Source organism: Lentzea sp. NPDC042327, assembly GCF_040647275.1.
Classification (GTDB): domain Bacteria; phylum Actinomycetota; class Actinomycetes; order Mycobacteriales; family Pseudonocardiaceae; genus Lentzea.
This window is the reverse complement of record NZ_JBEZBX010000004.1, coordinates 51,858-74,878: the sequence shown is the minus strand read 5'-3', so window position 1 is coordinate 74,878 and position 23,021 is coordinate 51,858. Positions and strand designations below refer to the sequence as shown.

General features: G+C 71.1%; 25 protein-coding genes. 20 read left to right on the top strand and 5 right to left on the bottom strand.

The genetic code is table 11. The features are described from left to right. Window positions 1-141: 141 nt before the first annotated feature. The 4 genes from AB0A63_RS11360 to AB0A63_RS11345 all read left to right on the top strand — a co-directional run bounded on the left by AB0A63_RS11360 (window position 142) and on the right by AB0A63_RS11345 (window position 4,606). Complete coding sequence (locus AB0A63_RS11360) at window positions 142-2,838, top strand: ricin-type beta-trefoil lectin domain protein (protein WP_360388561.1); 2,697 nt, start codon at window positions 142-144, stop codon at window positions 2,836-2,838. A gap of 108 nt (window positions 2,839-2,946) precedes the next feature. Beyond that, the gene (locus AB0A63_RS11355; protein WP_360388558.1) at window positions 2,947-3,444 is read left to right on the top strand and encodes a DUF2243 domain-containing protein; all 498 of its coding nucleotides are present in this window, start codon (window positions 2,947-2,949) and stop codon (window positions 3,442-3,444) included. Beyond that, entirely contained in the window at window positions 3,444-4,331 is an 888-nt protein-coding gene (locus AB0A63_RS11350) for a cytochrome c oxidase assembly protein (RefSeq protein ID WP_360388556.1), read from the top strand. The genes AB0A63_RS11355 and AB0A63_RS11350 overlap by 1 nt, the downstream gene beginning before the upstream one ends. Continuing rightward, window positions 4,328-4,606, top strand: coding sequence for an isoamylase (locus tag AB0A63_RS11345; RefSeq protein ID WP_360388553.1), 279 nt, complete (start codon window positions 4,328-4,330; stop codon window positions 4,604-4,606). The genes AB0A63_RS11350 and AB0A63_RS11345 overlap by 4 nt, the downstream gene beginning before the upstream one ends. A 67-nt stretch (window positions 4,607-4,673) precedes the next feature. Here AB0A63_RS11345 and AB0A63_RS11340 read toward each other — a convergent pair whose 3' ends face one another. Beyond that, on the bottom strand, window positions 4,674-5,585 hold the full coding sequence (locus AB0A63_RS11340) for a LysR family transcriptional regulator (RefSeq protein ID WP_360388550.1): 912 nt from the start codon (window positions 5,583-5,585) through the stop codon (window positions 4,674-4,676). A gap of 268 nt (window positions 5,586-5,853) precedes the next feature. On the opposite strand from AB0A63_RS11340, the gene AB0A63_RS11335 reads away from it, so the two are divergent. Further along, window positions 5,854-6,960 carry a PrpF domain-containing protein gene (locus AB0A63_RS11335; protein WP_360388547.1) on the top strand — a complete coding sequence of 369 codons (1,107 nt, stop codon included), beginning with the start codon at window positions 5,854-5,856 and terminating at the stop codon, window positions 6,958-6,960. Between the two features lie 56 nt (window positions 6,961-7,016). Further along, window positions 7,017-8,345 (top strand): SLC13 family permease, encoded by a 1,329-nt coding sequence (locus AB0A63_RS11330; protein ID WP_360388545.1) that lies wholly within the window; start codon window positions 7,017-7,019, stop codon window positions 8,343-8,345. Window positions 8,346-8,401: 56 nt separating this feature from the next. Here the strand turns inward: AB0A63_RS11330 and AB0A63_RS11325 are convergent, their stop codons facing one another. Continuing rightward, on the bottom strand, window positions 8,402-8,854 hold the full coding sequence (locus tag AB0A63_RS11325) for a MarR family transcriptional regulator (RefSeq protein WP_360388542.1): 453 nt from the start codon (window positions 8,852-8,854) through the stop codon (window positions 8,402-8,404). A 63-nt stretch (window positions 8,855-8,917) separates the two neighbouring features. On the opposite strand from AB0A63_RS11325, the gene AB0A63_RS11320 reads away from it, so the two are divergent. Both AB0A63_RS11320 and AB0A63_RS11315 read left to right on the top strand, forming a co-directional pair. Then, entirely contained in the window at window positions 8,918-9,286 is a 369-nt protein-coding gene (locus AB0A63_RS11320) for a VOC family protein (RefSeq protein WP_360388539.1), read from the top strand. 96 nt (window positions 9,287-9,382) lie between these two features. Next, entirely contained in the window at window positions 9,383-10,069 is a 687-nt protein-coding gene (locus AB0A63_RS11315) for a type 1 glutamine amidotransferase domain-containing protein (protein ID WP_360388537.1), read from the top strand. A 132-nt stretch (window positions 10,070-10,201) separates the two neighbouring features. Here the strand turns inward: AB0A63_RS11315 and AB0A63_RS11310 are convergent, their stop codons facing one another. After that, window positions 10,202-11,068, bottom strand: a complete 867-nt coding sequence (locus tag AB0A63_RS11310) for an MBL fold metallo-hydrolase (RefSeq protein WP_360388535.1) — start codon at window positions 11,066-11,068, stop codon at window positions 10,202-10,204. A 91-nt stretch (window positions 11,069-11,159) separates the two neighbouring features. Between AB0A63_RS11310 and AB0A63_RS11305 the strand changes: the two genes are divergently transcribed. From AB0A63_RS11305 to AB0A63_RS11260, 10 genes are all read left to right on the top strand, one after another. Beyond that, window positions 11,160-11,714 (top strand): TetR/AcrR family transcriptional regulator, encoded by a 555-nt coding sequence (locus AB0A63_RS11305; RefSeq protein ID WP_360388532.1) that lies wholly within the window; start codon window positions 11,160-11,162, stop codon window positions 11,712-11,714. A 36-nt stretch (window positions 11,715-11,750) separates the two neighbouring features. After that, window positions 11,751-12,740 (top strand): hypothetical protein, encoded by a 990-nt coding sequence (locus tag AB0A63_RS11300; protein WP_360388529.1) that lies wholly within the window; start codon window positions 11,751-11,753, stop codon window positions 12,738-12,740. A gap of 20 nt (window positions 12,741-12,760) precedes the next feature. Next, window positions 12,761-13,891, top strand: a complete 1,131-nt coding sequence (locus AB0A63_RS11295) for a histidine kinase (protein WP_360388526.1) — start codon at window positions 12,761-12,763, stop codon at window positions 13,889-13,891. Next, a complete protein-coding gene (locus AB0A63_RS11290) occupies window positions 13,888-14,601 on the top strand; it encodes a response regulator transcription factor (RefSeq protein WP_360388523.1) in 714 nt (237 codons plus the stop codon). Before AB0A63_RS11295 ends, AB0A63_RS11290 begins: the two co-directional genes overlap by 4 nt. A gap of 54 nt (window positions 14,602-14,655) precedes the next feature. Then, window positions 14,656-15,318 (top strand): DUF2306 domain-containing protein, encoded by a 663-nt coding sequence (locus AB0A63_RS11285; protein ID WP_360388520.1) that lies wholly within the window; start codon window positions 14,656-14,658, stop codon window positions 15,316-15,318. Next, entirely contained in the window at window positions 15,315-16,301 is a 987-nt protein-coding gene (locus AB0A63_RS11280; protein WP_360388517.1) for an NAD(P)-dependent alcohol dehydrogenase, read from the top strand. Before AB0A63_RS11285 ends, AB0A63_RS11280 begins: the two co-directional genes overlap by 4 nt. Window positions 16,302-16,479: 178 nt before the next feature. Then, a complete protein-coding gene (locus AB0A63_RS11275; protein ID WP_360388514.1) occupies window positions 16,480-17,661 on the top strand; it encodes an FAD-dependent monooxygenase in 1,182 nt (393 codons plus the stop codon). After that, window positions 17,658-18,374 carry a hypothetical protein gene (locus AB0A63_RS11270; RefSeq protein WP_360388511.1) on the top strand — a complete coding sequence of 239 codons (717 nt, stop codon included), beginning with the start codon at window positions 17,658-17,660 and terminating at the stop codon, window positions 18,372-18,374. Before AB0A63_RS11275 ends, AB0A63_RS11270 begins: the two co-directional genes overlap by 4 nt. A gap of 74 nt (window positions 18,375-18,448) precedes the next feature. Continuing rightward, window positions 18,449-18,709, top strand: a complete 261-nt coding sequence (locus tag AB0A63_RS11265) for an Atu4866 domain-containing protein (RefSeq protein ID WP_360388508.1) — start codon at window positions 18,449-18,451, stop codon at window positions 18,707-18,709. Window positions 18,710-19,017: 308 nt separating this feature from the next. Further along, complete coding sequence (locus AB0A63_RS11260; protein WP_360388505.1) at window positions 19,018-20,508, top strand: cellulase family glycosylhydrolase; 1,491 nt, start codon at window positions 19,018-19,020, stop codon at window positions 20,506-20,508. A gap of 296 nt (window positions 20,509-20,804) precedes the next feature. Here AB0A63_RS11260 and AB0A63_RS11255 read toward each other — a convergent pair whose 3' ends face one another. After that, on the bottom strand, window positions 20,805-21,182 hold the full coding sequence (locus AB0A63_RS11255) for a hypothetical protein (protein WP_360388504.1): 378 nt from the start codon (window positions 21,180-21,182) through the stop codon (window positions 20,805-20,807). Window positions 21,183-21,454: 272 nt separating this feature from the next. Between AB0A63_RS11255 and AB0A63_RS11250 the strand changes: the two genes are divergently transcribed. Continuing rightward, window positions 21,455-22,225, top strand: coding sequence for a hypothetical protein (locus AB0A63_RS11250; protein WP_360388501.1), 771 nt, complete (start codon window positions 21,455-21,457; stop codon window positions 22,223-22,225). A gap of 25 nt (window positions 22,226-22,250) precedes the next feature. Here the strand turns inward: AB0A63_RS11250 and AB0A63_RS11245 are convergent, their stop codons facing one another. Beyond that, window positions 22,251-22,547 (bottom strand): metalloregulator ArsR/SmtB family transcription factor, encoded by a 297-nt coding sequence (locus AB0A63_RS11245; RefSeq protein WP_360388499.1) that lies wholly within the window; start codon window positions 22,545-22,547, stop codon window positions 22,251-22,253. Between the two features lie 70 nt (window positions 22,548-22,617). Here AB0A63_RS11245 and AB0A63_RS11240 point away from each other — a divergent pair, with 70 nt between their 5' ends. Next, window positions 22,618-23,004: a nuclear transport factor 2 family protein gene (locus AB0A63_RS11240; RefSeq protein ID WP_360388496.1), complete on the top strand. Its 387-nt coding sequence runs from the start codon at window positions 22,618-22,620 to the stop codon at window positions 23,002-23,004. Window positions 23,005-23,021: the final 17 nt, after the last annotated feature.

Sequence of the window (23,021 nt, the reverse complement as noted above, 5' to 3'; positions counted from 1 at the left end):
CCGGCCCTTGCTAAAACGTTAGCGCTCACAATCGTGGCAGATATCTGCCATCGGCTGCCCGCCCGCGCCCGGCGTGCTGGAAGGTGGCGGTGATCCGCGGGTGGCTCCCGGCCGGTTCGCGGGGTGAGCGAAGGGGAGAGCATGGGGAGCACAGCCGTGAACGCCGCGAGGTCGCTGGTCGCCCTCGCGGTGCTGGTGTCCGCCGCACTGCTGCCGGCCTCGGCAGGTCAGCTCCGCGCCTCCGCCGCCGTGCAGGAGACGTTCTACGTCGCACCGGACGGGAACGACTCCAACCCCGGCACGCTCACGGCGCCGTTCCGGACGCTGCCGCGTGCACGGGACGCCGTGCGCGCGGTGAACGCGAACATGTCCGGCGACATCCAGGTGTACCTGCGCGGCGGGAACTACCCGGTCACGAGCACCGTCGAGTTCACGCCGGGCGACTCGGGCACGAACGGCCACCGGGTCCTGTACTCCGCGTACCAGGACGAGGTGCCGGTGCTCAGCGGCGGCGTGCCGGTGACCGGCTGGACGCAGCACAGCGGCAACATCTGGAAGGCACCGCTCAGCCGCGCGAACAAGCTGCGGGCGTTGTACGTCAACGACAAGCGCGCCTTCATGGCCACCAAGACGATCAGCTCGCAGGGCTGCTACGGCACCTACACCGTGACCGCAGGGCAGGCGCCGTGGGCGTGGGAGTCGGGCTCGCAGTGCGACGGCGCCCGCTACAACCCCGGCGACCTGCCCGCCATCACCCGCAACCCCGCCGACATCGAGATCGAGACCGCCACGACGTGGACGACGGCCATCGCCGGCGTCCGCCAGATCACCACGAGCAGCGACGGTGCGAGCCGGGTGGCGTTGTTCCAGCAGCCCGGCGGTGCCATCGCCCAGGGCGCGTTCAACGGCAACTTCCAGTCGGGCGGCAGCCACAAGTTCATGAACGCCTACGAGTTCCTCGACGCTCCGGGCGAGTTCTACTTCGACCGGTCGAGCCAGACGGTGTTCTACTACAAGGCCGACTCCGACAACATGGCGACCGCGTCGGTCTTCGCGCCCAACAACGTCTCGACGCTGCTGCGGATCGCGGGCACCTCCACGGCCAACCGCGCGCGCAACATCACGTTCTCGGGCATCACCGTGCAGCACTCGGACTGGAACCTGTTCACCGTGGCCGGGTCGTCGTTCAAGCAGGCCCAGCAGGGCAACCTCGGCAACACCGCCTACGCCAAGGGCAACTTCCACGTCTACTACTACCGCAACGTCGACACCGCACCCGGCGCCGTGCAGCTGGAGAACGCCGAAGGCATCGCGTTGCTGCGCAACAGGGTCCAGCACACCGGCGTCGACGGCATCAGCATGGTCAACGACGTGCTGAACACCCAGCTGGTCGGCAACGTCACCAACGACGTCGCCGGGTCGGCGATCGTCGTCGGCCACCCGCAGCACGTCTACATCGGCGACCACACCTCGTCCAACCGCGAGAAGTACACCGCCCAGGCCGAGGGCCTGCCGAAGAACATCGAGATCAAGAACAACTACCTCTACGACAGCGCGGTGCTGTTCAACGGCCACAGCCCGATCTCCGCCTACTTCGCGGACACGCTGACGGTGCAGCACAACCGCATCGAGAAGGCGCCGTGGAACGGCATCACGCTCGGCTGGGGCTGGTGGAACTTCGACGGCTCATCGGGTTCCATCGCGCCGAACCGGCCGACGACCACGGCCCGCAACAACACCGTCAGCCACAACCACATCATCGACACGGTGCAGCGGCTCAACGACACCGCGCCCATCTACACGCTGGGCAGCCAGCCGGGCACCACGATCACGGACAACTACCTGCAAGGCGTCCCGTCCGGGCACAAGTACGGCCTGCACCCGGACGAGGGGTCGGCCTTCATGACCTTCCGCGACAACGTGCTCAGCGTCGACAAGAACGTCACCTGGCTGGTCAACTCCGACGACTTCGGCCGCAAGCACGACCTGAGCATCACGCAGACCTACGGGCCGATCAACAAGGTCTCGCAGAAGGTCCTGCCCAACAGCACCATCCACGACATCCTGGTGTCCTCGGACTACGTGTGGCCGGCCGCGGCCTACGGCATCGCCGTGCGCTCCGGCCTGGAGGACGCCTACCGCGACATCGTCCCCGCCGCCAACCTCTCCCGGCCCGACTACGCGCTGCCCGCCAGCACGTTCGTCGGCGCGGGCACGGCCTCGATCCCGATCCGCAGCACCGGTGACGCGACCAGGACCGTGTGGCTGGCGCCTTCCGGCACCACGAACTTCGCGGTGGGACCGACGATGACCAGGGCCGGTGGCACGGCGACGACCATCGACGTCCCGGCCACCAACGGCGACTACCGGCTGTTCGTCGTGGACGCGCAGGGCGTGCGGTCAGCCGAGTCGAAGTCGCTGGTGCGGCGCCAGGGCGGTGGCAGCCAGCAGAGCGGCACGATCGTGGGCGGCCAGTCCGGCCGGTGCGTCGACATCAACGGCGCGAGCACGGCCAACGGCGCCGCGGCCCAGCTGTGGGACTGCCACGGCAACACCAACCAGCGCTTCACCCTCACCTCGGCCAAGCAGTTGCAGGTGTACGGCACCAAGTGCCTGGTCGCGAGCGGCGGCGGCACCGGCAACGGCACCGCGGTCGTGATCGGGGACTGCGCGAACCAGACCAGCCAGCAGTGGAACGTCAACGCGAACGGCACGATCACCGGCGTGCAGTCCGGGTTGTGCTTCGACGCCAACGGCGCGGCCACCGCGAACGGCACCAGGATCATCCTCTGGACCTGCAACGGTGCGGCGAACCAGCAGTGGAGCCTGCGTTCCTGACCGGCTCGAAGTGGCCCCTTACGCGGCGGCGTGGGGGGCCACCAGAGTGGCAGCCATGACGAGAGCACCGATCTTCGACGAAGAAGCCCGGTCGAACGGACGGCCCAGGTGACCACCGTCGAACAGCGGACGAGCCTGAAAGCCCCCGGAATCCTGCTCGGGGTGGGCCTCGGCGGGTTCGCCGACGGCATCCTGCTGCACCAGCTCCTGCAGTGGCACCACATGTTGAGCAGCACGAACACCGACAACGCCGGAATCGACTTCTACGACCCGGACACCGTCTCCGGGCTGCGGATGAACACCGCGTGGGACGGCATCTTCCACACGGTCTGCTGGCTGGCGGTCCTGCTGGGGCTGGCCGTCCTGCACTCCAGGGTCACCGAGAACCGGCGCGGGACGTGGACCTCCCGCGCGCTGTGGGGGTGGGTCCTGGTCGGCTGGGGCACGTTCAACCTCGTCGAGGGCGTGCTCGACCACCACCTCCTCGGCGTGCACCACGTGCGCGGCGGGCCGCACCAGCTGTGGTGGGACCTCGCGTTCCTGGCCCTGGGCGCGGTTCTGGTCGTGGGCGGCTATCTGCTGCAACGCAGTCGGCGTGACTCCTGATGGACCACCACGCTCACGGCCCGAGCATCGGCGCGTGGCTGCCCATCGTCCCGTTGTTGTCGTGCGCGGTCGTCTACCTGCTGCTCGTCGGCCGCGCTCGACGGTCGAACCCGGTCCTGGGGTGGAGCCCGTGGCGCACAGCCGGGTTCCTCGGCGGCATCGCCCTGCTGGCCGTCGCGTTGCTGCCGCCGGTCGCACCATGGGCACACACCGACTTCCGCGGCCACATGGCGCAGCACCTGCTGATCGGCATGTACGCGCCGTTGGCACTCGTGCTGAGCGCACCGGTCACACTGCTGCTGCGAACGCTGCCGGTCCGTGCGGCGCGTCGGCTCGTCGCGGTGCTGCACAGCCCACCGGCCCGTTTCGCGGCACGACCGGCGGTCGCGTTCCTGTTGAGCACCGGCAGTCTCGTGCCGCTCTACTTCACGTCGCTGTACAACGCGATCACCGCCGACCCGGCGGGGCACTGGCTGCTGCACGCGCACTTCCTGGCCGCCGGGCTGCTGTTCGCCCACGTGATCGCCGGCCCCGACCCCGCGCCGGCACGACCCGGCGTCCGCACCCGGCTGGTCTACCTCGGCTGCGCCATCGCGATGCACGCCGTGGTCTCCCAGCTGCTCTACGGCGGCTTCTGGACCCAGGTCGACGCACCCGCCGCCGAGGTCCGCACCGGTGCGGAGATCATGTACTACGGCGGTGACATCGCCGAGCTGCTGCTCGCCGCGATGATCACACCGCTGCTCGGCGAGCGCCGTGCCCGGCGGACGAACCACCCGATCCAGCGACTGTCCACTCGGGCGCGTCGGCTCGTCAGACGCGGCACTCCTCGACAGGCTGTCACGGCACAAAGACCGGAAAGCCTGAGAGGACCGACGTCTCGATGATCCGAATCGTGCCTGCGAAGGACCAGCAAGTGCGGGTGACCTGGGCGCTGCCCCGGCACGAGCCGTCAGGACCCGTCAGCGTGGTCGGCGACTTCAACGGCTGGACGCCGGGCGTGACCGAGCTGCGCGCCCGGTCCAACGGCCGCCGCACCGCCGCCGTCGTCGTCCCGCGGGGCACCACCCTGCGCTTCCGCTACCTCGGCTCCGACGGCCACTGGTTCGACGACGAGGACGCCGCCGCCCGCGACGACCACGGGTGCCTGATCACGGTCTGAGCCCGCGACCGGGCACCTTTTCTGCGTGGCCGGCGCGCAGCCCTGACCGCCTCGTGAGGCAGCGGTGTCAGGGTTTGGTCTGGTACTCGCGGGCGACGTCGACCAGCAACTGGTGCATCGCGAGCTCGGCCGGTGCGCGGAGCCGGTCCTGGCGGTGCGCGAGCAGCACCCGGCGGGCCGGCACGTCGCTGCCCAGTGCGAGGACGCGGACGTCCGGGTTCGGGTTGCGCACCGCGGTCCTGGGGGCGAGCGCGACGCCGAGGCCGACGCTGACCATGGCCTGCGCCTCCTGGTAGTCGTTGGCCTCGAACGCGATCCGCGGGGTGAACCCGGCCGCGCGGCAGCTGCGTTCGAGCACCTCGGCGACCGGGTGGTCGTGGGCGCGCACGATCCACTCCTCGTCGGCGAGCTCCGCCATGGTGGTGAACCTCTTGCGCGCCAGGCGGTGGTCGGCGGCGACGACCAGCACGGTCGGGTCGTCCAGCAGCGGCGTCAGCGAGATGTCCGGCACGTCGACCCGGTTCCACGCGTAGTCCCACAGCAGCGCGATGCCGACCGTGCCGTTCTCCAGCAGCTCGACCAGCTCGTCGAACCGCGTGCTGCGCACGTCCAGGCGCAGGTCCGGGTACTGGCGGCGGAACCGGCTGACGACCTGGGGGAGCAGCGCGCTCGCGACGGTCGGGAACACGCCCACCGCGATCGTGCCGCGGCGCAGGCCCGCCAGCTCGGCGAGGTCGGCCTCGGCGGCGCTGAGCCGGCGCAGCACGTGGCGGGCGTGACCGGCCAGCACCGCTCCGGCCTCGGTGGGCCGCACGCCCCTGGCCTGCCGGTGCAACAGCGGCTGACCGGCCTCCACCTCCAGCCGGCGCAGCTGCTGGGAGACCGCCGACGGCGTGTAGCCGAGCTGTTCCGCAGCGGCGGTCATCGAGCCCGTGTCCACCACGGCGGCGAGCAGTGCGAGGCGTCGGACGTCCAGCATGAGGCGCTCCTCGGCAGAAAAGTTCGATGCGGTCGTTTCACTGTGCGATGACTTCCGTACAGCTGTGCTTCAGGCTAGCCATAGCCATTGAACAGCGTTTCTCGGCCTCGATGCTGATCCATGGGCATTGATTAGGCTGTTTGAGCGTGAAGGAGGGCTTCACGGGTGTGCAGATTCTCGTGATTGTGTTCAACCTCGGTGCACGTCACGGTTGCCGTCATTCCCCGGTTGTCACGGCGGTGTTGCCACCGCCCGCGAAGGAGTGGCTGTGCGAGAGATACCGGCGACGTGGATGCGCGGAGGCACCAGCAAGTGCTGGGTGTTCGAGCGCGATGTGCTGGCGGTGCCCGGTCGCAGCGTCGACGAGGTCCTGCTGCGGCTGTACGGGAGCCCCGACCCGCGCCAGGTCGACGGTGTCGGCGGGGCGACGTCCACGACCAGCAAGGCCGTGGTGCTCGCGCGGAGCGACCGGCCGGGCATCGACGTCGAGTACACGTTCGCCCAGATCGGCATCGCCGACGGGCGCGTGGACTGGACGAGCAACTGCGGCAACTGCTCGGCCGTCGTCGGCCCGTACGCGCTGCGCCGCGGCTGGGTGACGCCCACCGGAGACGTGACGACGGTGCGGATCAACAACACCAACACCGGCCAGCTGATCGTGGTCGACGTGCCGACGCCGGCGGGCCGCGTCACCGAACAGGGCACCGACCGCATCCCCGGTGTCGCCCAGCCCGGTCTCGGCGTGCACCTGTGGTTCGTCGACCCGGCCGGCCGCACGACCGGCGCGTTGCTGCCCACCGGCAACGCCGTCGACGTGGTGGACGGCGTCCGCGTCACGCTCCTGGACGCCGGAGCACCGGTTGTCCTCGTGCCCGCCGACGAGCTCGGCGCGAACGGGGAGGCGTCCCCGGCCGCGCTCGACGCCCAGCCGGACCTGCTGGACCGGCTCGACCGCATCCGCCGCACCGCCGCCGTGCGCATGGGCCTCGCCGCCGAGGCCGAGCAGGCCGCCCGCGCCACCCCGAAGATCGCTCTCGTCAGCGAGGGCCGCCCCGGCCGCTCGGACGTGACCGTGCGGATGATGTCCATGGGCCGGACCCACCCCGCGCTGGCCGTCACCGGCAGCGTCGCCCTCACCGCCGCCGCCCGCACCGCGGGTACCGTCCTGTCCCGGTTCACCGCCGGTGACGAGGAGGTGCTGCGCCTGGACACCCCGGCCGGAGTCGTGACGACCCGCGCTGACACCCGCGACGGACAGCTCGCCATCGGGGTCACCCGGACGACGCGCCGCATCGGCGACGCGACCCTGGTCCTGCCCGATGACGAACCGCTGGAGCTCCCGCTCACGGAACTGGCCGCCCTGTCGGCCTCCTGACCCGACCGTCCTGCCTGGGCGGAAGCGTCGGGGCCGCATGACCCAAGAGGACAATGATGTCATCACAGCTGATCGCCATCCTGGTTCTGGGCGGCATGTTCGTCATCGCCACCGTGTTGCCCGTCAACATCGGGATCCTCGCGCTGGTCGCGTCCTTCCTCGTCGGCACGTTCGTGTTCGGCTTGGAGGACAAGGAGATCTTCGAGGGCTTCCCCGTTTCGCTGTTCATCACCGTCGTCGGCGTGACCTACCTGTTCTCCGTCGCCAAGCTGAACGGCACGATCGACCTGCTGGTGGAGGGCGGGATCCGGCTCGTGCGCGGCCGGGCGATCCTCGTGCCCTGGGTGCTGTTCGCCGTCGCCGCGACGCTGACCGCACTCGGCACGTTCACCCCGGCCGCGGTCGCACTGCTGGTGCCGATCGGCATGAGCTTCGCCTTCGCCTACCGCATCAGCCCGCTGATGATCGGCATGATGGTGATCTGCGGTGCCCACGCCGGCGCGTTCTCGCCGATGGCGGTGTCCGGCGCGCTGGTCCACGGCATCGTTGCGAAGTCCGGTCTCACGATCTCGCACGCCGCGTTGTTCTTCGCGAGCTTGGGCTTCAACGTGCTGCTGGCCGCCGTCACCTACGTGATGCTGCGTCGGCGTGGTGAGGAGAGCTTCGTCGAACGCCCGGACGACGTGGCCTCCGGCGGCGGGGTGTCCGGTGGTGGGGTGTCCGGTGGCGGGGTGGCGGAGCCGACCGGTGGTGGCGTCGCCACGGCGGTCCGCCCGGAGGCGGTGGCGGTGACCTGGCGCCAGCGGGCCACCCTCGCTGCCCTGGTGGTGCTCGTGATCGGCGCGCTGGCGTTCCACCTGCAGATCGGCTTCCTCGCCCTGGCCGCAGGAGCCGTGCTCGCCCTGCTCGACCGCGAGCACCTCGGCAAGGCCGTCGAGGGCATCAGCTGGCCGACGATCCTGCTGGTCGCGGGCATGGTCACCTATGTGGGCGTGCTGGAGCACTCCGGCACCATCGACTGGGTCGCCCACGGCGCGGTCGGCCTCGGCGCCCCGCTGCTCGTGGCGCTGGTGCTGTGCGTCATCGTCGGCGTCACCTCGGCGTTCGCCTCCTCGACGGCCATCCTCACCGCCACCATCCCGATGGCGATCCCGCTGCTGCTCACCGACGCGCTGCCGGTCGCGGGCGTCGTCGCCGCCATGGCCATCTCCACCACGATCGTCGACGTCTCCCCGTTCTCCACCAACGGCGCCCTGGTCCTCGCCAACGCCCGCGGCGTCGACCGCACCCGGTTCTACCGCCAGGTCATCTCCTACACCTGCGTGATCGTCGGCCTCGGGCCGATCGCGGCGTGGGCGGTGCTGGTGCTGCCCGGCTCGTTCTGATCCGCAGCCCCCGGGGCGGACGTCACCACGGCGTCCGCCCCGAGGGCTGTTCCGGTTCAGGCGCCTTCGTCGCGCAGCGCGTGCACCATGCTCCGCAGCACCCGGAACGCCTCCGCCCGCTCGCCCTCGGTGAGCCCCGCCAGCATCCTGACCTCCACCGCCCGCACCGCCGCCGACGCCTTCTCCAGGCTCCGCCGCCCGCGGGGGGTGAGCCGCGTGGGCAGCACCTTCCCGACCGGCGCCGCCGCGGGCCGGGTCACGTACCCGTCCCGCTCCAGGTTCTGCAGCAGCACGTTCATCGACTGCCGCGTCACGAACGCGCGGCGGGCGAGCTCGGAGTTCGACAGGCCCGGCCGCTGGGCCAGCAGCTCCAGGCACGAGTAGTGCGTCACGGTCATCCCGAGCGGGCGCAGCACCTGCTCCATGGCCGCACGCAGGACGCTCGACGCCTCCTTCAGCAGGTAGCCGAGTGACGTGTCGAGGTCGATGCCCGCGTCGTCTTGACTCATGTCAGGATTCTGACATAGCGTGGTGCATGTCAGAAAACTGACACGTAGTGGAGGAGCCACGCCATGCCCGTCACCGGACCCGACTTCATCTCGCTGCAGGCCCGCGACCTCACGGCCTCGCAAGCGTTCTACGAGCGCTACCTCGGTCTCGTCCGCTCGCCGGCCGGGCCGCCGCACGCGGTGGTCTTCGAGACGAAGCCCATCGCGTTCGCGCTCCGCGACGTCGTCCCCGGCACCGACCTCGACGCCGTCGCCCAGCCCGGCATCGGTGCCGCGATCTGGTTGCACGCCACCGACGTCCAGGACATCCACGACGCGCTGGCCGCCGACGGGCACACCATCGTCGCCGCGCCGGTCGACGGTCCCTTCGGGCGGACGTTCACCTTCGCCGACCCCGACGGGTACCGGATCACGCTGCACGACCGCGGCTGACCTCCCGAGTCGCCGGGAGCGGACCCGTCGTCCAGGGTGGTGGGCGGACCGGCTTTGACCCTCAAGGCCCCACGACGACGACGGAAGGGTTCCGCGATGAACGTGCTGATCGTTCTGACCTCGCACGACGAGCTGGGGGACACGGGCCGCAAGACGGGTTTCTGGCTGGAGGAGCTCGCCGCGCCGTACTACCGGCTCAAGGAGGCCGGTGCGACGCTCACGCTCGCGTCCCCGAAGGGCGGCCGGCCGCCGCTGGACCCCAAGAGCGACGAACCGGACACGCAGACCGACGACACCCGCCGGTTCGCGGCGGACCCCGAGGCCGAGGCAGCGCTGAGCTCGACCGTCGCGCTGAGCGCGGTCGACCCCGCCGACTACGACGCGGTGTTCTACCCCGGCGGGCACGGGCCGCTGTGGGACCTCGCGGAGGACACCGACTCGATCCGGGTCATCCAGGACACCCTGCGGGCCGGGAAGCCGGTCGCGCTGGTGTGCCACGCGCCGGGCGTGCTGCGGCACGTGACCGGCGAGGACGGTGAGCCGCTGGTGAAGGGGCGGTCGGTCACCGGGTTCACCAACGGCGAGGAGGACGGTGCCGGGCTGACCGACGTGGTGCCGTTCCTCGTGGAGGACGAGCTGAAGGCCAAGGGCGGCGACTACTCGAAGGGCCCGGACTGGGGTTCCTACGTGGTGCGGGACGGGCTGCTGATCACCGGGCAGAACCCGGCCTCGTCCGCGGAGGCCGCCGACGCCCTCGTCGCCCTGCTGCGCGAGGGCGTCTGACTGCCGCCGGGACGGCTCCGGCGGGGGCCGTCCCGGCAAGCCGGTGCTGCTCGACGGTGGTGCTCTTCAGTGCCGCCGCGGTCAAGGCCGACAGCGGCGGGACCGCCGCCACCGCCGTCATCCGGGAGCTCCTCACCTGACCGTCAGCACCAGGCCGTCCGGCCCGCGCGCGATCCGGCCGGCCGTCGGCGGCGGGAAGTGCGTGCCCAGCACGAGGGTGCCGGTGTCCGCGAGCGACTCGAGCAGCGCGCGCCGGGTGGCCTCGGCCTGGACCGGGTCGACGTCGGCGCAGCTGGTCACCTCCGGGTGCGCGACCTGCACCGGGTGGTGCAGGCAGTCGCCGGTGACCAGGGCGGTCTCGCCGCCGCTGGTCAGCTCCACCGCGACGTGCCCCGGCGTGTGCCCCGGCGTCGGGACGAGCCGCACCCCCTCGGCCACCTCTGCGCCGTGCGCGCCGACCTCGACCAGGTCCAGCAGGCCGGCGTCCTCGACCGGGTGCACGGAGTCGCGGAACACCTGCTGCCGCGGCTCGTCCAGCACCTGCCCGGCCCAGAACTCGCGCTCCAGCCTCGACGTGGCGTACCGCGCGTTCGGGAACAGCGGCACCCACTCGCCGTCCACGAGGTGCGTGTTCCAGCCGACGTGGTCGGTGTGCAGGTGGGTGAGCAGGACGAGATCGACGGCGTCGGGCGTGGTCCCGGTGTCCACGAGCCGGTCGTGGTAGCCGGTGCGCAGGTCGTGCCACGCGGGGTTGGCCCGCTGCTTGCCGTTGCCGACACCGGTGTCGATCACGATCCGCCTGCCGTTGCCGACGACGACGAAGCTGTGGGTCGCGAGCCGCAAGGCGCCGTCCGCCGCGGCGAAGTCGGGGTGCAGCCAGTCGTGGCGCCGGACGAGGTCGGGCGTCGCCGCCGGGAGCAGCCACGGTCCGGTCTCCGGTGGTGCGATCGCTTCGTCAACCCGGTGCACGGTCAGGTCCCCGACGGTCCAGGTGGGCACAGGCCGACCTCCTGAAGCTAATTCTTCGCGTTAAGCGGACGGTAGCCTTGGCATCGGCGTTAAAGCAACATCTTTGCTTTAGGCTGGTGTCGTGGACCGCAGAGGGACAGCACGTCCGGGTGGCCGGAGCGCCCGCGTGCAGGAGGCCGTGCACGCCGCCGTGCGAGAGCTGGAACCCGAGCTGGGACGGGAGAAGCTCACCGTTCCGCTCGTCGCCGCGCGGGCCGGTGTCACGCCCTCGACCATCTACCGCCGGTGGGGCGACCTGCAGGCGCTCCTGTCGGACATCGCGGTCGAACGCCTCCGGCCGGACTCGCCTCCGGAGGACCGGGGGAGCCTCATCGCGGACCTGCGGGCGTGGGCGGGGCAGTTCCTGGAGGAGATGTCGTCCGCACCCGGCCGCGCTTACCTGCGTGACGCGCTCATCGGCGATCCGGGCGTCAACGCCCTGCGGTGTTCCGACTACGCGGCCGACCAGATAAGCGTGATCCTCGGCCGTGCCGCCGCGCGCGGGGAACCGGCCGTCGACACCGAGACCGTGCTCGACCGCGTGGTCGCGCCGATCGTGTACCGGGTCCTGTGCCGTCCCACCGCGATCGGTCCCGGCTACGCCGAGGGACTGGTCGACGACCTCCTGCGGAGCTGAGGGAACGCCCGGTCGCCGCGAATACCATCTTCGGCCATGGTCCGCACCACTCCGCCGCGTCCCGTCGACGTCACGGCGCACTTCCCCGAACTCGCACCGCTGGCCCGCACCGCCGTGCGACTGCACCCGCGCCCCGGCGCACCGACCGCCGCGGACAGCTCCATCGGCGGCCCGCTGCTGTGGCCCGCGGGGGAGGAGTGGCCGGCCTGCGCCGAGCACGCCGGCCCCGAGCTGCACGGTGCGAGCGTGGCGGACGTGTTCGCACGGCGGCGGATCCTGACCGAGGCGTGGGCACGGCCGCGAGCCGAGGGCGTGAACCTGTTGACAGCGGACGAGAAGGTCGTCGTCGACCGGGTTGACCACGGCACCGGGATCGCGCAGGACGGGCCCGCACCGATGGTGCCGGTGGCTCAGCTGTACGCGCGGGACGTCCCCGGCCTGCCCCGCCCGGACGGTGCCGATCTGCTGCAGGTGCTGTGGTGCCCGTTCGACCACGAGGACGAGGGGTGCGCGCCCCGCACCGCGCTGCGGTGGCGGAAGGCGGCCGAGGTGACCGACCCGCTGGCCGAGGCCCCGCAGCCGGCCGCGGTCGAGGAGCACTACCTGCCGCAGCCGTGCGTGCTGCACCCGGAGGAGGTCACCGAGTACCCGGCCCCGCACTGCCTGCCCGCCGAGCTCCGCGAACGGGTGCGGCGGTGGGAGGAGCAGGAGGACCAGCACTACCAGTACGCGCTGTCCGTGTCCTCCGGCTGCAAGGCCGGTGGGCACGGTCCGTGGAGCTTCTCCGACCCGTTCCCCCTGTCCTGCCCGGACTGCGGCGGGGTGGTCACGCCGCTGCTGACCCTCGCCACCAGCGAATGGGACGGCACCACGAGCTGGCGGCCGGTCGAGGACGCCGACGCCGGCGGTGCGCTGTTCCCGCACGACAACGAGCCGACGATGCTGTCGATCGGCCGCAGCTACAACCTGCAGTTCTACGCCTGCGCCGACTTCCCGGCGCACCGGCACGTCACGAACATGCAGTAGCCGACTCGTAGGATGACGCCGTGTTCGCCCTTCTGCGGTCGGTGTGGGACGAGCCCCGGCCGGTGCGCGGGGCCGCGCGGCTGTGGTGGGACTGGGCGCTGGTCGCCGTGCTCCTGCCGGTCGCGGTGCTGGAGGCGGTGCTGCGGCCGGACCTGAGCTGGCGGGCCGGTTCGGTGGTGCTGGCCGTGGTGCTGCTGCCGTTGTTGCTGGTGCGCCGCAGCAGGCCGTTGCTCGCCGCCGGTGCCGCGTTCGGTGTGGCCGCGGTCGCGTCGCTGGTGTTCTGGGGCGAGCCGGACCTCAACACCCTGGTGTTCCTGCTGCTGTTCCCGTTCGCCCTGTTCCGCTGGGGATCGGGGCGGGAGGCGGTCGTCGGGCTGGCGGTCATGCTCGGCAAGGTCGGCCTGTCGGTGGCGCTCGGGTTCCTCGGCGCGGGGGACGCGGTGGCGGGCAGTGCCGTGCTGGCCGCGGCGTGTGCGCTCGGAGCCGCGGCGCGCTACCGGGGACGGGCGCGGGCCCGTGAGCTCGACCAGGTCAAGCTGCTCGAACGGGAACGGCTGGCCCGCGACCTGCACGACACGGTGGCCCACCACGTGTCGGCCATGGCGATCCGGGCGCAGGCCGGGCTCGCGACGGCGGCCACCCGCCCGGAGGCGGCGACCGAGGCGCTCGTGCTGATCGAGTCGGAGGCCTCACGGGCGCTCACCGAGATGCGCACGATGGTGCGGGCCCTGCGCCGCACCGACTCCGCGGACCTGGCGCCCAGCCCCGCGATCGCTGACGTCGCCCTGCTGGCGAGCCCCGGCCGGCCCGGTCCCGAGGTGGCCGTGCTGATCGAGGGAGCGGCCGACGACCTGCCGAAGTCGGTGGGAACCGCGGTCTACCGGCTCAGCCAGGAGGCGGTCACCAACGCGCGCCGCCACGCCCGGCACGCCACCCGCATCGAGGTGCACATCGACGTCGGCGGCTCGGCGGTGCGGCTGCGGGTCAGCGACGACGGCGACCCGGTCACCGCACGCACCACCCGCGGACACGGGTTGATCGGCATGGAGGAACGCGCGGACCTGCTCGGCGGCACCTGCGCGGCGGGCCCGAACCCCGGCCGCGGCTGGACCGTGACCGCCGTGCTGCCGCTCACGGGGGCCGCCCGATGAGCATCCGCGTCGTCGTCGCGGACGACCAGGAGATCGTCCGCACCGGACTCGCGATGATCCTCGACGCTCAGCCGGACATCGAGGTCGTCGGTGCGGCACCGGACGGGCGGCAGGCCGTGGAGCTCGCCAGGAACGTGCGGCCCGACGTGTGCCTGTTCGACATCCGCATGCCCGGCATCGACGGCATCGAGGCCACCCGCCTCCTCGCCGGCCCCGGTGTCCCCGACCCGCTCGCCGTCGTCGTGATCACAACCTTCGACCTCGACGACTACGTCTACGCCGCTTTGCGGGCGGGCGCGAAGGGGTTCCTGCTCAAGGACGCCGGCCCCGCGCTGCTGTCGCAGGCCGTCCACGCCGCGGCCGCCGGTGACGCCCTGATCGCCCCCAGCGTCACCGCCCGGCTGATCGAGGCCTTCGCGGACACCGGTCCCGCCGGTCCCGCCGCGCAGCTCGCCGACCCGCTCACCGAACGGGAGGAGCAGGTCCTCGCCGCTGTCGCGGGCGGGCGCACCAACGGCGAGGTCGCCGCCGAGCTGCACATCACGCTCAGCACCGTGAAGTCCCACATCGCCAGCCTGATGGCCAAGATCGGCGCCAGGAACCGGGTGGAGATCGCCATCTGGGCCTACGAGACCAGGCGCGTGCGCGGCGGTCTCCGGCAGCGGTCAGCCGAAAGTACGACGACCGCACCCGACCATCGGCCAGGATGACCGAAGACCTTCTCCCGATGAGCCGGCACCGCCTCCCGCGCCACGATCTGGGGCATGACCTCCACCACCCGGCGGGACCTGCTCGTCCCGGCCGCGATCATCCTGTTCAGCCTCGTCCCCGTGCTCGGCGGCGCACTGCGGCTGACCGAGCTCGGAACCGGCGCGGAGATCACGCCGGACAACGCGCGGTTCTTCGCCTCACCCGTGCCCGTCGTGGTGCACGCCGTCACGGTGAGCGTCTACAGCGTGCTCGGCGCCTTCCAGTTCGCTCCCGGTTTCCGCCGCCGCAGACCGGGGTGGCACCGCGTCTCCGGCCGAATTCTGGTCCTCTGTGGACTTCTGGGGGCGTTGTCGGGGCTGTGGATGACCGTGTTCTACCCGAAACCGGCCGACGTGGGCGCGTTTCTCACCGGCTCCCGGCTGGTGTTCGGCACCGCGTGGGCGGTGTTCCTCGTCCTCGGTGTCGCCGCGGCCCTGCGCAGGGACCTCGCCGGCCACCGCGCGTGGATGGTCCGCGCGTTCGCGATCGGGCTGAGCGCCGGCACGCAGGCCGTGCTGATGGGACCCTGGATCGCCTTCAGCGGCCCGCTCGACCAGCTCACCAAGGCGGTGCTGATGCTCGCCGCCTGGCTCGTCAACCTCGCCGTGGCCGAGTGGGTCGTCCGCCGCCCGGCGCGGTCCGCCCGTTCCGCGCTCGCGCTCGGGGTGACGCGGTGAAGGCGATCGTCCAGGACCGGTACGGCTCCCCGGACGTGCTGGCGCTGCGTGACGTGGAACCGCCGTCGGCCGGCAGCGGCGAGCTGTTCGTGCGAGTGCACGCCGCCGCCGTCAACGCCTACGACTGGCACATCATGCGCGGAGACCCCTACCTCGCCCGCCTCACCGGGATCGGGTTCACCGCTCCCCGCGCCAAGATCCGCGGCCGCGACTTCGCCGGAACCGTGCAGGCGGTGGGCAGGGACGTGCGGCGCTTCCGCCCCGGCGACGAGGTGTTCGGCGACCTCGGTCCCGCCGACGGGGCGTTCGCGCAGTACGTGCGCGTGGCCGAGGACCTCGTCGAACCCAAGCCCGCCTGCCTGAGCTTCGAGCAGGCGGCCGCGCTGCCGTTGGCCGGGCTCACCGCGTGGAAGGGCCTGTGCGACAGCGGGGGACTGCGACCCGGTCACCACGTGCTGGTCAACGGGGCGTCCGGCGGTGTCGGGACGTTCGCCGTGCAGATCGCGAAGTCGGTGGGTGCCACCGTGACTGCCGTGTGCCGGACGCGGAACGCCGAGCTCGTGACCTCGTTGGGCGCCGACCACGTCATCGACTACACCGGCTCCGACTTCACCACCGGCAGCACGCGGTACGACCTCGTCCTCGACCTGGTCGGCAACCACCCGCTGGCCGCACTGCGCCGCGTGGTCCGTCCCGGTGGGACGGTCGTGCTGTCGGGCGGGGGAGTGTTCGAGGGCGGCAGTCTCGTCGGTCCGCTGCGGCTCCTGCTGAAGGCGAAGCTGCGGTCCGCGTTCGTCCGCGACCGGCTGCACGTGCTCACCACCGCGCCCGACCGGACGGTCCTCGCGGAGCTGCGGCGCCTGGCCGAGTCCGGTGCCGTCACGCCGGTCGTCGACCGCACGTTCTCGCTCGCTCAGGCGCCCGATGCGATCCGGTACGTGGAGACCGGGCACGCCCGCGGCAAGGTCGTGATCACCGTCTGACGCCCGCCCGCCGCCGCGACCGCCTCGGTGACCGCCGTGATCGCCGGACCGGCGGTGCCGGGCAGCCGGGCGACGAGGATTCACCGGACCTCCCGCGCTCCGGTGCCGAAACCCCGCGCGGCCACCCGGCCGCATTCCTATACTCCGGACCATCCTGATCGGACTACTGGGGGCTGCGGTGAGCGGGAACAAGGTCTTGGTGGCAGGGGCGAGCATCGCGGGACCCGCGCTGGCCCACTGGCTGCACCGGTGCGGCGCCGAGGTGACCGTCGTGGAACGGGCACCCGCGCTGCGGCCGGGCGGCCAGGCCGTGGACGCGCGCGGCGTCGCCAAGGAGGCCATCCGGCGGATGGGCCTGGAGGACGCGGTGCGCGCGGCTCGCACGGACACCGCCGGCGCGCACACCGTGGACGCCGACGGCACCGTGCTGGAGACCTACCGCGCCGAGGACGACGGTGGGGACGGCTACATCGCGGACATCGAGATCCTGCGCGGAGACCTCTCCCGGGTGCTCCACGACGACACCCGCGACCACGCCGAGTACGTCTTCGGCGACCGCATCGCCGAGCTCACCCAGGACGCGGACGGCGTGGACGTGACGTTCGCGAGCGGCACCCGGCGCCGTTTCGACCTGGTGGTCGGCGCGGACGGCCTGCACTCGTCGCTGCGCGCCCTGGTCTTCGGGCCGCGCGAGCGGTTCCTGCGGCACCTCGGCCTGGTGCTGGCGTTCTACAGCGTGCCCAACGAGTTCGGCGTGGACCGCTGGATGATCGACCACCAGGACCGCGCCACCGGCCGCTCCGCCGGCCTGCGCCCCATCGGTGACGACACCAGGGCCATGGCGATGCTGTCGTTCCCCGCGGCCGACTTCACCGTCGACCACCGCGACGTCGAGGCGCAGAAAACCCTGCTGCGCGAACGGATGGCGGGCATGGGCTGGGTGACGCCGCAGATCCTCGCGCACCTCGACGACACCCCGGACTTCTACCTCGACCAAGTCGCCCAGGTCGTCATGGACCGCTGGTCGCACGGCCGCGTGGCGCTGATCGGCGACGCCGCGTTCAGCTCGTCCCCGATGTCCGGCGGCGGCACCGGCCTGGCGCTGGTCGGTGCCCACCTGCTGGCCGGGGAGCTCGCCACCGCCGACTGGGACCCCGAAGCCGGGTTCGCGGCCTACGAGCAGCGGATGCGGCCGTTCGTGGAGGCCAACCAGGAGATCGGCCGCATGCACGTCCACAGCCTCCTGCCGCAGACCGAGCCCGCCCCCGAACCGGACATGGAGGCGTTCACCGCCCTGATCGACCGCGCGATCAACGGCGTCGAACTGCCCGACTACGCGTTTCCGGGAACGGTGAAGTGACGAGCCTGCTGCGCGTGTCCGTCGTGGCGCCGGAGCACTCCGCCTGGGGCAGGACCGAGCTGAAGCTCCTGGTGGACGACCGAGACCCGGTCGAACCGGTGTTCTCCGAAGGACCGCGGGAGGACCCCGACGTGCTGCTGGGGCCCACCAGCCTGCTGCTGCCCGGTGACGAGCCGCGTGAGGTGATGATCGCCGAGGCGGACTGCACGTGGGGGTGCTGCGGCGCGGTGTTCGTCCGCGTCCGCCGCGAGGGCGGCGAGGTCGTCTGGGACGGGTGGCGCAACCCCGACGACAACGGGCTGTCCCTGCCGGAGGTCCGCTTCGACCTGGCGCAGTACGAGGCCGAGCTCGCCCGCGCCGACCGCGACCGGTTCTGGGAGTGGCCCGGCCGGGAGGTGGCGCGGCTGGTGCGCGACGGGCTGCGCGAGCACCCCGCCGTGCTGGACCGGTGGGACAGCGGCGTCGACTGGGCGCAGTCCTTCCCCGGCACCCGCGACCAGGTCGACGTCACGTTCACCTCGCCACCGCGGCACGTCGTCGACAAGCACTGGAGGACGACCCGCGAGTCGTTGGAGCACAAGCAGTTCGTCCTGCGGTTCCCCGTGACCGAGGAGCCCGTCGAACGCCAGGCCGAGCACATCATCGCGACGTTGCGCGACAGCGACCCGCGAGCGAGCGCCGAGGTCTGCGGCGGGTACACCGCGCCGAAGTGACGAGTCCTGGGTGTGCCGCACCCAGGACCACCGCGTCCTGCCCGGGAAGCGAGAAGTGGCCGATCCTCGACGTCATGAGCAACGACGACAACATCGACGTGGTGGGCATGTGGGTCACGGCGGACGGCCACATCCGGCAGGAGCTGCGCGCCGACGGTCGTTACGACGAAGCCCGCGGTACCCGGCGCAGCGCCTACACCGGGTCCTACTCCGTGACCGGCGCGCACCTGGACTACGTCGACGACACCGGGTTCACCGCGACCGGCGACATCCGCGACGGCGTGCTGTACCACGAGCACCTCGTGCTGTACCGGGAGCCGGCGGCTGGCACGTGAGCAGGGCGTGGTCTTCGCGGCCTGGGTTCCCGCTGTGTGCCAAGTCGTTCACCCGGCGCTGGGTTTCGCCTTGCCGCCGGGCGTGCCGGACCACCTGCACCAGTCCGAGACCGAGGTGCGGGAGACGACAGGACGAAGTCATCGGAGGGTTCGGTCGATCGACGAGCAGGAGTGGCCTCGGCTTCCTGCGCTGACACCTCCCACACATCGGTTCTTTACGTGCCGCGGCATCTTCGCTACGGTCGGCTCTGGGAGCGCTCCCAGAACTGGGGTGGCGGCCTGTCCGTGACGCGCACGAAGGAGTGCTGATGTCGGGAACAGCCAGGAAGCGCCGTACCGTGCTCGCGGTGCTGGGGGCGGCGGTGGCCGTCGCGTGCACGGCTCTGACGGCGGTCGCGGGTGGCGCGAGCGCGGCCCCGTTCGGGTGCCGGGTCGACTACACGACCACCGACTGGGGCAGCGGCTTCAAGGCCGACGTGACCATCGCGAACGTCAGCTCGGCGGCGGTGGACGGCTGGACGCTGACCTACACCCACGCGGGCAACCAGACGTTGCAGCACGGCTGGAGCGGCACCTGGTCCCAGTCGGGCAAGAAGGTCACCGTCGCCAACATGAGCTGGAACGCCACCGTCCCCGCGGGCGGCAGCGTCAGCGCCGGGGCGAACTTCTCCTACAGCGGCAGCAACGCCAAGCCGACGGACTTCGCGGTCAACGGCACCGACTGCACCGGCACCGTGCCGACCACCACGACCACCCCGCCGCCCGACGGTTCCGCGCCGGAGCTGCGCGTCTCCGGCAACAGGATCGTCACCGCGCAGGGCGAGCCGTACCGGCTGCTGGGGGTGAGCCGGTCCAGCGGCGAGTTCGCCTGCGTGCAGGGCAAGGGCATGTGGGACGGCGGCCCGGTGGACCAGGCGTCGGTGGACGCGATGAAGACCTGGAACGTCCACGCGGTGCGAATCCCGTTGAACGAGGAGTGCTGGCTGGGCGTCCACGGCTCGCCCGGCGGCGTCGCCTACCAGCGGGCCGTGAAGGAGTACGTGGACCTGTTGGTGTCGAACGGCATCAACGTGATCCTCGACCCGCACTGGACCTGGGGCGCCTACCCGAACGGCCCGGACTGGCACTGCAAGGACGAGCACGCGGTGTGCCAGAAGCCGATGCCGGACGCGCAGTACGCCCCGCAGTTCTGGACCGGCGTCGCCACCGCGTTCAAGGGCAACGACGCCGTGGTCTTCGACCTGTTCAACGAGCCGTACCCGGAGATCGCCAGCGACTGGAACAAGACCCTCGGCTGGCAGTGCTGGCGCGACGGCGGCACCTGCACCGGCCTGCCCTACGAGACCGCCGGCATGCAGGACCTGGTCGACGCGGTGCGGGCCACCGGCGCCACCAACGTGCTCATGCTCGGCGGCCTCGAATGGGCCAACGACATGCGGGAGTGGCTGGCCCACAAGCCGGTGGACCCGTTGAACAACATCGCGGCGTCGTGGCACGCCTACAGCTTCAACGCCTGCGCCAGCGAAGCCTGCTGGGACACCCAGATCGCCCCGCTCGCCGAGCAGGTTCCCGTGGTGGTGGGGGAGTTCGGGCAGGACAACTGCGGCTTCGACTACATGCAGCGGTTGGTGGACTGGGCGGACGCGCACGAGCTGAGCTACCTCGCGTGGACCTGGAACCCGTGGGGGTGCAGCTCCGGCGCCGTGCTCATCAAGGACTGGAACGGCACGCCGGAGCCCGGTGTCGGTGAAGGCTTCAAGGCCCACCTGCTCAGCCAGGACCCGTACGGCGCCCGGTAAGGCTCAATGCCCGAGCCTGGTCCGCGAGCACTTGCTCGCGGACCAGGCTCCGCCGGATCAGCCCACTGCGTTGCGCCTCCGATGTGCGTCACACAGGACTTGAACTCTCCTGGCACGAACGTCACTTCGGAAGCCATTACGGTACCTCGAAATCCACCGTCAACAGTGGACAACTAGATGACACCGCAGAGGCGGTGTGCGGTGGGAATGGCTTGGTCCAATGGAATGATCAGCGGGGAACGCGCCACCGCGCGTTCCCCGCTGATGTCATCCCGGCCTCACCGAACGTGGATCGTTCAGCTGAGGGTCTTGCACGCCGTGCCCTGGTAACCGGTGCTGTTGGACACGCCGGTGACGCAGTAGGTGCCGCTCCAGGCGTTCTGCAGGGAGTAGTCGGCCCAGTTGCCCTTGCCGCCCGTCCAGGTGCCGGTCTGGGACCAGTTCAGGCCGCCGGGACCGGTGAGCGTGAGCGAGCCGATGAAGGTGGTGTTGCGCGCCCAGCCCTGCACCAGCGCGGTGCCGCCGGCGTTGCCGCCCAGGAAGATGCAGACGTTGCCGGAGCAGCCCTGCGCCGCGGCGTGGGCCGGGACGGCGCCCAGCACCACCGCTGCCGCGGCAGCGGTGGCCAAGGCCGAGGTGGTTGCGGCCGTGCGCAATCTGGACAAGATCGCCATGAGGTTCTCCCGGTGTCGATGATCGACCGGACGCTCGGGTTCGGCTGTCGCCTGCTTCGAGGCCGGTGCTGTCGGAGATCGACGCTAAGGCTCGTGACCTGCGTTGATGACCGTCCGGACGTCGGTCGGACATCCGACCGACGGTGCGTACGCGGTTACCAGGGGCGACAGCGCGGCCGTCTGCGGTCGGTGTTGTCCACTCGGCGGTGCGGAATGCACAAAGCCCCGAACAGACGACGACGAATCTCGTGCCGATGATGTTCTCTTGCTCCATGAACCTGCGGAGCAAGCGAAGACCTCAAGACACGATCACCGTTTTCTGGTCCGACTGGCACGCGCGTCGCGCGGACTCCGGCGTGCCGGTCAACGACATCGCCCACGCCGCCCAGAGCAACCGGACCTCGATCTACGACCTGGGCAAGCGCGGCAAGCTGTTCCCCGATCCGGAGTTCGTCACCAAGCTGTGCACCGCTCTGGGCATGAACGACGCCGAACAGCGCGAATGGCTGACGCGTTATCGCGCTTTGTCAGCTGTGTCCACAAATCAGCCGGAACGGCGGAACTGGACGACGTGGCACCTCGGGGCCGTCGGCGCGGTCGCGGTGGTTCTCGGCGCAGCGGCAACAGTTCTGGTGCTGGCGGTGACCGAGAGCCGCGACCACACCACTGCTCCTGCTGCTGCTGCTGCTGCTGCGGTCATCGAGGTGCAGAACAAGACTGTCGCCGGGGAGAACGAGCTCGCCGAGGACGTGACCCCCGCCTACCTGTCCAGCAGAACCGTCCGCAGGTGCGCCGCACCGGAGAACGCCTGCAAGCTGGCGGGAACCGAGATGTCCAGTGGTGCTCTGGTCGTGGCGGTCTGCCGTGCCACCGGGGACGAGCTGGTGAACTACAACCGCGACTCGCCCTACCCCGACAACCCGCACCGAGCTGTGTCGAACGGCTGGTACCGCGTGGTGTGGCCGGACAAGCGTGAGGGTTACCTGTCCGAGGTCTACGTCCACCCCGCTCATCGGGGCGGCCGCGGCCTGCGCGACTGCTGACCCGCCCTCGCGGCACCCGGTGGGATCAGCCCCGCACCACCGCGTCGAGCACGCCGGGGAACCGGCTGTCCAGGTCCTCGCGCCGCAGCCGCAGGTACAGGTACCGGCCCTCGCGCCGTTGTTCGACGACCCCGGCCTCCCGCAGCACCTTCCAGTGGTGGCTGGCCGTGCTCTTGGTGATGTCCGGCAGGATCTCCTGGCAGTTCAGCTCCTCCGCCGCCGCCAGCGTCCTGACCACCCGCAGCCGCAGCGGGTGGTCGAGCGCCGCGAGCACCGCCTCGATGGTGATGTCCCCGCGGGCAGGGCCCTCTTCGGTCTCCACACACCCGATTGTACGACTTGACTCGAACTGTTACGGTTCGAATCAAATCGAACAGTTGAGGTGGGGCGTGATGACGACCGAACAGGTCAAGCAGGACGTGGCGGCGACGTTCATGAAGGCGCTGGCCGGCCAGGACTGGGACCTGCTGCGCGGGATTCTCACCGAGGACGTGACCTGGACGCTGCCGGGCGACAACCAGGTCTCCGGAACCGTGACCGGCCAGGACGGCGTGGTCGACCGGGTGCGGTTGATCAGCGGCTTCGGCGTGGACTTCGCCCTGCTGCACGTGCTGGTGAGCCGGGACAACGTCGCGCTGAACCTCCACAACACCGCGACGAGGGGCGAGGTCGTGCTCGACGAGCACCTCGCCACCGTCCTCACGCTGGCGGACGGCAAGGTGTCCCGGATCGAGACGTTCCTGTCCGATGTGGACGGCATGAACCGCTTCTTCGCCTGACGAACTGCGGGGGATGC

What these genes read in the sequence shown, in the direction of transcription:
- AB0A63_RS11360 (WP_360388561.1), top strand. Translation starts at nt 142, where the DNA reads ATGGGGAGCACAGCCGTGAACGCCGCGAGGTCGCTGGTCGCCCTCGCG.
- AB0A63_RS11350 (WP_360388556.1), top strand. Translation starts at nt 3,444, where the DNA reads ATGGACCACCACGCTCACGGCCCGAGCATCGGCGCGTGGCTGCCCATC.
- AB0A63_RS11345 (WP_360388553.1), top strand. Translation starts at nt 4,328, where the DNA reads ATGATCCGAATCGTGCCTGCGAAGGACCAGCAAGTGCGGGTGACCTGG.
- AB0A63_RS11340 (WP_360388550.1), bottom strand. Translation starts at nt 5,585, where the DNA reads ATGCTGGACGTCCGACGCCTCGCACTGCTCGCCGCCGTGGTGGACACG.
- AB0A63_RS11330 (WP_360388545.1), top strand. Translation starts at nt 7,017, where the DNA reads ATGTCATCACAGCTGATCGCCATCCTGGTTCTGGGCGGCATGTTCGTC.
- AB0A63_RS11325 (WP_360388542.1), bottom strand. Translation starts at nt 8,854, where the DNA reads ATGAGTCAAGACGACGCGGGCATCGACCTCGACACGTCACTCGGCTAC.
- AB0A63_RS11320 (WP_360388539.1), top strand. Translation starts at nt 8,918, where the DNA reads ATGCCCGTCACCGGACCCGACTTCATCTCGCTGCAGGCCCGCGACCTC.
- AB0A63_RS11315 (WP_360388537.1), top strand. Translation starts at nt 9,383, where the DNA reads ATGAACGTGCTGATCGTTCTGACCTCGCACGACGAGCTGGGGGACACG.
- AB0A63_RS11300 (WP_360388529.1), top strand. Translation starts at nt 11,751, where the DNA reads ATGGTCCGCACCACTCCGCCGCGTCCCGTCGACGTCACGGCGCACTTC.
- AB0A63_RS11290 (WP_360388523.1), top strand. Translation starts at nt 13,888, where the DNA reads ATGAGCATCCGCGTCGTCGTCGCGGACGACCAGGAGATCGTCCGCACC.
- AB0A63_RS11285 (WP_360388520.1), top strand. Translation starts at nt 14,656, where the DNA reads ATGACCTCCACCACCCGGCGGGACCTGCTCGTCCCGGCCGCGATCATC.
- AB0A63_RS11265 (WP_360388508.1), top strand. Translation starts at nt 18,449, where the DNA reads ATGAGCAACGACGACAACATCGACGTGGTGGGCATGTGGGTCACGGCG.
- AB0A63_RS11260 (WP_360388505.1), top strand. Translation starts at nt 19,018, where the DNA reads ATGTCGGGAACAGCCAGGAAGCGCCGTACCGTGCTCGCGGTGCTGGGG.
- AB0A63_RS11255 (WP_360388504.1), bottom strand. Translation starts at nt 21,182, where the DNA reads ATGGCGATCTTGTCCAGATTGCGCACGGCCGCAACCACCTCGGCCTTG.
- AB0A63_RS11250 (WP_360388501.1), top strand. Translation starts at nt 21,455, where the DNA reads ATGAACCTGCGGAGCAAGCGAAGACCTCAAGACACGATCACCGTTTTC.
- AB0A63_RS11240 (WP_360388496.1), top strand. Translation starts at nt 22,618, where the DNA reads ATGACGACCGAACAGGTCAAGCAGGACGTGGCGGCGACGTTCATGAAG.